Origin of the sequence: Okeania sp. SIO3B5 (genome assembly GCF_010692555.1) — a bacterium.
Lineage (GTDB): Bacteria > Cyanobacteriota > Cyanobacteriia > Cyanobacteriales > Microcoleaceae > Okeania.
In genome coordinates this window covers 1-6,589 of record NZ_JAAHHG010000544.1, presented here as the reverse complement: position 1 = coordinate 6,589, position 6,589 = coordinate 1, and the positions used below count along the sequence as shown (strand labels likewise).

5 protein-coding genes and 1 pseudogene are annotated in these 6,589 nt (G+C 36.6%); 1 reads left to right on the top strand and 5 read right to left on the bottom strand.

Going from position 1 to position 6,589, the window contains the following annotated elements; all coding sequences use genetic code 11:
* Nucleotides 1-846 precede the first annotated feature (846 nt).
* Nucleotides 847-1,914: a cobalamin biosynthesis protein CobW gene (gene cobW / locus F6K54_RS37815; protein ID WP_293089175.1), complete on the top strand. Its 1,068-nt coding sequence runs from the start codon at nucleotides 847-849 to the stop codon at nucleotides 1,912-1,914.
* 897 nt (nucleotides 1,915-2,811) lie between these two features.
* Here cobW and F6K54_RS37810 read toward each other — a convergent pair.
* From F6K54_RS37810 to F6K54_RS37795, 5 genes and pseudogenes are all read right to left on the bottom strand, one after another.
* The gene (locus F6K54_RS37810) at nucleotides 2,812-3,045 is read right to left on the bottom strand and encodes a hypothetical protein (protein ID WP_293089173.1); all 234 of its coding nucleotides are present in this window, start codon (nucleotides 3,043-3,045) and stop codon (nucleotides 2,812-2,814) included.
* A 494-nt stretch (nucleotides 3,046-3,539) separates the two neighbouring features.
* Nucleotides 3,540-3,803: a hypothetical protein gene (locus F6K54_RS37805; RefSeq protein ID WP_293089171.1), complete on the bottom strand. Its 264-nt coding sequence runs from the start codon at nucleotides 3,801-3,803 to the stop codon at nucleotides 3,540-3,542.
* 113 nt (nucleotides 3,804-3,916) lie between these two features.
* Nucleotides 3,917-4,057 (bottom strand): annotated as a pseudogene (locus F6K54_RS43520) (hypothetical protein); the annotation flags it as partial.
* A 482-nt stretch (nucleotides 4,058-4,539) separates the two neighbouring features.
* The gene (locus F6K54_RS37800; RefSeq protein WP_293089169.1) at nucleotides 4,540-4,821 is read right to left on the bottom strand and encodes an EF-hand domain-containing protein; all 282 of its coding nucleotides are present in this window, start codon (nucleotides 4,819-4,821) and stop codon (nucleotides 4,540-4,542) included.
* Between the two features lie 505 nt (nucleotides 4,822-5,326).
* Complete coding sequence (locus tag F6K54_RS37795) at nucleotides 5,327-5,956, bottom strand: EF-hand domain-containing protein (RefSeq protein WP_293089167.1); 630 nt, start codon at nucleotides 5,954-5,956, stop codon at nucleotides 5,327-5,329.
* Nucleotides 5,957-6,589: the final 633 nt, after the last annotated feature.

Below are 6,589 nucleotides of genomic sequence, written 5' to 3'. Positions count from 1 at the left end.
GTAAGCATTCAGCTATTAGCATTTCCGTTTGTCATGCTCCGCAAACAGCTATCAGCTTTTATTTGAGTCAAGCAAAGACTAAGGTTAGCTGACAGAAATATTTCATTTCCTGCGGAATGCGGAAGCAAACATATTTCACTCCTTGACGACTAATTCCTTCTTCCAAGATAATGAGTTAATAATTCATAGCTGATAGCTGAAGTCCGCAGTTCCTCTGAAAGAGGCTAGCTGACGGCTGAATGCTTACTTTATTACTAATTGCTGTTAACGTAGTTCCAAGCAAGGAAAATAGTGTCGCTACGCGGAAGTCAGAATTCACAAGTATTCATTGGTATGGCTTTTAGGATTTTGTAACTGGTCAGTTATTTCCGCCATTCTGCACTAGCTGACTGCTAATAGCTGTTTGTGCAGCATTCCGCAGAATAAATTCGGTTTAGATAGGAGCTTTATTAGGAGAATATATAAGCATTTAGCTGTCAGCTATTGTTTTTAGTTTAGGATAAAAGCAATATTTAACTTTCTTACTAAAAAAGTTGCCTCCCTTGCCCTTAAAGTCTATTTTAATTTAAACACTGTCCTTAACAAGAGAGTATTGTTGCTGATAACTGACATCTAATAACTGAATGCTTACGATAAGATTTGGAATAAAGTACCTTTTCATAAACGTATTTAGTATTACTTAAATTTCTGAAGATATTTAAGCCAAATTATAAGTCTAGGGAATTTTATACTTAGTTTTATTTCTTCTAATCTTTGATTCCTAGCTTTTTCCTTATTATCAATATTATCAATTTTCTATTTGCTAATATTTGCTAAAAAAATCATCAATAAACATTATTAAAAATTATGAGTACAAAAATTCCTGTTACTGTAATTACTGGCTTTCTCGGCAGTGGAAAAACTACCACAATTCGCCATTTATTACAAAATAATCAAGGTCGTCGTATTGCAGTTTTAGTTAATGAATTTGGAGAAGTTGGCATAGATGGAGAACTTCTACGTTCCTGTCAAGTTTGTGATGAAGAAGATGCCACTAATAACATTGTTGAACTAACAAATGGCTGTCTTTGTTGTACAGTGCAAGAAGAATTTTTTCCAACTATGCAAAAACTCTTAAAACGTCGAGAAAAAATTGATAGTATTTTAATAGAAACTTCTGGGTTAGCATTACCTAAACCTTTAGTACAAGCATTTCGTTGGCCGGAAATTAAGACTTCTGCAACTGTAGATGGAGTTGTTACTGTTGTTGACTGTGAGGCAGTAGCAAATGGTACTTTAGTAGGAGATATTGATGCTCTAGAAGCTCAACGTCAAGCTGACCCAAATTTAGACCATGAAACACCAATTGAGGAATTATTTGAAGACCAATTAGCTTGTGCCGATCTGGTGTTATTAACTAAGGTTGATATGGTTGATGAAGCTACTTTAAATAAAGTACAAAATTGGTTAAAGGAACAGTTACCTAAAACTGTAAAAATCGTTCCTTGTATTGGGGGAGAAATTAGTCCGGATATATTGTTAGGATTTAATGCAGCAGTTGAAGATGATTTAGATGCTCGCCCTAGTCACCATGATACGGAGGAAGACCACGAACATGATGATGAAATTAATTCTGTTCATTTAGTTTTAGAGGAAGAGTTTGAACCAAAAGAGTTAGTAGAAAATTTGAAAAAGTTAGCAATAAATGATGAAATTTATCGGATTAAAGGTTTTGTTGCGGTGCCGAATAAACCAATGCGTTTAGTTTTACAGGGAGTTGGTTCGCGCTTTGATTATTTCTATGACCGTCAGTGGAAAAAAGAGGAAGTTAGGGAGACTAAGTTAGTATTAATTGGTCGTTATTTGCAACTAGAAAAAATTCAGTCTGAGTTGGTTAACATACTCTCCAACCTAAAGGCGCGGAGATTCTCCTGAAACCAGGATTCTTGGTTTGCGCTCCGCAAGGCTACGCCAACAAAGAGTCCACTTAAATCAAATATCTTGCGGAATCTAATCCAGAGATGGTTCTCACGACTGCGCGTTTGCTCTATTGCCTCCTCCGGAGGAGCTTCGCTATCAAGAGCCTGTTACCGAATAATTAAGGTAAAAATCCTCACGGGGTGACAAGCTCCTCAAAACTATTGTTGGATAAGGATTTCCAGGATTCTACTTTTGTAGAAAATATGGATTTTTGCCAATAATAATGATAATCTTTTTTTAAAAATGGGTGGGTTCGTGTTGGCGGAGCCTAGCGGCAGCTATATCGCGAACCCACACCACCACTAATAATGATTATCATTCTTACAAAACCAGTCAATTTTTCACCATTGCTTACATCCTTTAAACCTTTATACAACAATAGCTTTGAGCTGCTTGTCACCCCGTGAGGTAAAAATCCTCTCCCTTAAAGGAGAAACAAGAAAATATTTTCCTTTTATTCTATCCTCTTCCTTTTAGGGGGAAGCTTCAAGCCCAGTTTTTCGGTGAATAATGTTGCATTGATGAGCTGCGGATGTGCCTAATAATATTTGTTTGAATAAGTGTTTGTTTTTTTATTTTTGATTTGGTTGATAATATTTTGTTTTGGAGGTTTAAATTAGATGTAATTATAGGTTTCTGTTTTTGGTTTTAATATTTTAAACTTTACCGTTTTTGTCTGATTGTTAAATAAGGAAATTTTTCTGAGTTGGTTAACGAGGTTTCAATATTTTTAGGGATTTTTTTCGATTTTGTGATATTCTATACTTGTGATAAAATTCGGGCATTTTATGTCTTGATTGACTTTTAATGCTGTTAATCCCTATTCTGCCGTTGTATTGCCCGATCTTTTTCTTAATTTTCTTTGCTCAAAATGACTAATTTTTCTTTGGTCATTCTTTGCTGTTTTGACAAAAAGTTGTTTGTGTGATAATTAAAGACAGCTTTTTCGGTTTTCGGAAATGTTTTGTGTTGAATAAATAGTCTAGCGTAGGGGCGATAAATCCCCAACAACATTATACGATCAGAGTTGGTTTGAGGATGCAAGCCTATTTTTTTTCCGACCCCACTTCTTTTTTTGAGCTTCATAGAATGAAAGTGTTGTTGGGTTAACTAGACTTTTGGAAAAAATAGGTTAAAAATAAGGCTAAACCTTTATACATAGGACTTACGCAGATACGCTATATATAGTACCCATAACTATTGTCCAATAGTTACTGGACTCTATACACAGTGTCTTTGCGTAAGTCCTGATACAGTAATATTTTTACCTTAAATAGAACGTTTTCTTGATATATCTAGGTTTCAGCCATTTTAAGCAAATTCAGGTATTTCACCTGCTAATACTGGGTTTGAAGCCATTTTCAGTGTAAAAAATTTAAAAGTCCAGTTAAGGGGGTTTTGATGGGAAAGGCGATCGCTCTATGGGTTTAGCGATCGCCTAAATTAGTATTTGCTATGTATAGTCTCTTTGGTTAAGCCCTGTCAAAATTAATCAAATTGACAATTATGAGAGTCTTTCTGACTTTATTACTCTTTGTCAAGAGATTAAAATTATGGTTCTTCAGTACTTAAATAGCCTGTTATTCACCAGTGTAGATTTCTAACTTGTCAACAGTTATGGTTTCATCCACAGGTCCGCCATTCTTGAGAATAGAGATGGAAAGTGAATCTGGGTTGAACTCCTTCAATTTTTTAATTTGCTGAAGTAACTCATCGGTAATGTCAAATAGAAATGTTTTTGAGGTTGGGCGATCGCTCTCCAAGACAAAGAAACTCATAGTTCCTAGAAAATAGGTATCAATATCAGCAATGGCAGTGTTCTTGGCTTCTTCCTCTTTGGGCATATTGAGATAGACCTCGTAGGTGCCTCGAGGACGTCCGGTATAGGTTACACCTACCTCTATCGTGAGGTTTAGGAATCTCCCGTTATAATCGCGAGATTTAACGGGAGAGGATGTCAAGAATCGACTAATTTTCCATAGGGAAGGGGAGAATTATCTTTTTCACCCCCAATTTCAAACCAGTAGTGTATATGAGCTTCAACAAACTCTTCACGACTGATGGAACCTGAGCCATCTGAGTCGATACTGTCAAAAGCTTGGTCAGCATTGTCAGACTTTTCTTCTCCAGTGTATACTGCAAGGTACTTTCGCTACTCTTCACGAGATATTTCCCCAGAATGATCGGTGTCAATAATATCGAAGAAAAGCTCGTTTTTATCTAAATGTTGGCATTTATACCCTCGCTCTCCCGTAGGGAGAGCGCCGTATGGGAATGCCAATCAATCTTGCGGTTTTACAGATAATCTGTTAATATGCAAATATTGCTTAACCAAAAATCAAGGTTAAGATTACTGTAACTGTTCAATCAAGTCGCCGAGGGGCACTGGTCGATTATTTATCGGACACAGAGGAAGCGTGATTACTTGCATTGCCAGCATTTTCCAGTGAGGTGTCAACCCGCCCCTACAGTCTGTTTGATTGATGGATGGGAATCCTGCGCTGTCTCGCAGAGCAGCGTCGGGAGGATGTCAAGTCTGCCTACTTCATATATTTTATCTGGTAATTCAGCTAATGATAATCATACGGTCTTTGCAACATTAACAATCAAATCTTCTTCACTAATTTGAGTGTTACTGTCAACTGGTCCCCCTCCAGCCATAAAATATTGAAATAGAGAATGACACATCTCGCGAATTTCTTCATTCTTTGATGAATCATTTTGAAGTTGAATTAAACGATTTGCAATTTCTTCAAAGTCGGAGAGAGTTAAAACCCCATTTTTATCGACATCCATAAGTTTGAAGTAGGTCTTCATTCTGGCACGCCAAACAGGGGATGACAAAAATTTTTCTGCAGACATTTTTACTGATAAGTCAAGAAAACTATATGAATGTCTTGATATTATCATTATCTATGTAGAAGTAAGAATTCATTAATGGGTAATGGGTAATTACCTCTGGTTAAAACCGTTACGGAATTGAATATAAGAAAATATTATTTCTTCTCTTGGTCCATTCGATATGGCGCAGGTTTCCTCGCCATTCCATCCTACGGAATGCTCCGCAAACGACCGCTTTTTTACCCTTGAAAGGGAAAGCTAGTAAAGCTGAATTATTTAATTAATAATTATTAATTATTCGGTAAAGCCATCGGCTTTTGATTCTCTAATTTCCTCTGATTTTAGGATAATTTATCAGAAATGAATTAGTCAAAACTACTATGCCCAAAGTCAAAATAATATGTGAAAAAATACTTGTGAAAAACTTTAGTAGTTATATCGAGATAGTTAGGCAGGTCGGTAAAACTTCTTTTTGAGAAAAAGATTCCGACCAGAATTACTACTTGTCGATCATTACTAAAAAGTTCTATGAATCGATTAATTGTCCATAGGGAAGAGGAGAATTATCTTTTTCATCGCCAATTTCATACCAGTAGAGTCTATGAGCTTCGACAAACTCCTCACGACTGATGGAATCTGACTTATCTGAGTCAATGGAATCAAAAGCTTGGTCAGCACGGTCAGATTGTTCTACTCCCGTGTATACTGCCAGGTACTTTCGGTACTCTTCGCGGGATATTTGTCCAGAGCGATCTGTGTCTATAATATCGAAGAAGAGTTCGTTTTTTTGCCTAGATAATGCAAGTGGTTTATCTAGTTCAGTTAAAGATACGGTCTTTGCAACATTAGCAATTAATTCTTCTTCACTAACTTGAGTATTACTATCAACTGGTCCCCCTCCAGCCATAAAATTCTGAAACAGAGAATGACACATCTCACGAATTTCTTCATTCTTTGATGAATCATTTTGAAGTTGAATTAAACGATTTGCAATTTCTTCAAAGTCGGAGAGAGTTAAAACTCCGTTTTTATCCACATCCATAAGTTTGAAGTAGGTCTTTATTCTGGTACGCCAAACAGGGGATGACAAAAATTTTTCTGGAGACATTTTTACTGATAATTCAAGAAAACTATATGAACATCTTGATATTATCATTATCTATGCAGAAGAAATAAGAAAGAAGAAAGAAGGAAGAAGGAAGAAGGAAGAAGTAAAGAAGGAAGAAGGAAGGAAGAAGGAAAAATATTACGTTGTCTGAGTTTTAAACTTTTTAAATGTTCTAAACTTTCCTTTGACTGCTATAATTACTCGTTAGCTAATTAGGGTTTGCTGAAAAAGTCTTATGGGTGAGGTTAGGAGACAGGAGACAACCCACCCCTAGCCCCTCCCAACCCACCCCTAGCCCCTCCCAACCCACCCCTAGCCCCTCCCAGGAGGGGAGGGGGAGACAGGAGAAAAGGGAATGAGCGAGGAGGTAGGAGCGGGCGTTTTGTCCCTTGATTTTTCTGCCCAAATCTTGACCAAAATCCGCTCCTAAATTGAAGCATTATCACTTAAAACCTTGCACTTTTTGATACTTAAAAAGGCTAAAACCTTTATGTATAAATACTTTTAGATTTAATCAGCAAGCCCTAATTAGCCACCATAAAAAGCTTATACCAATTTTATAAATGTTTGCTACAAATAGGTAGGGTACTTCTTAGGAGTCAGGAGTCAGGAGTCAGGAGTCGTATGGGAATAGATTTAATACCAGTTTTTAGGTCATAAATTCTCTTTTTTGTCAAAGGG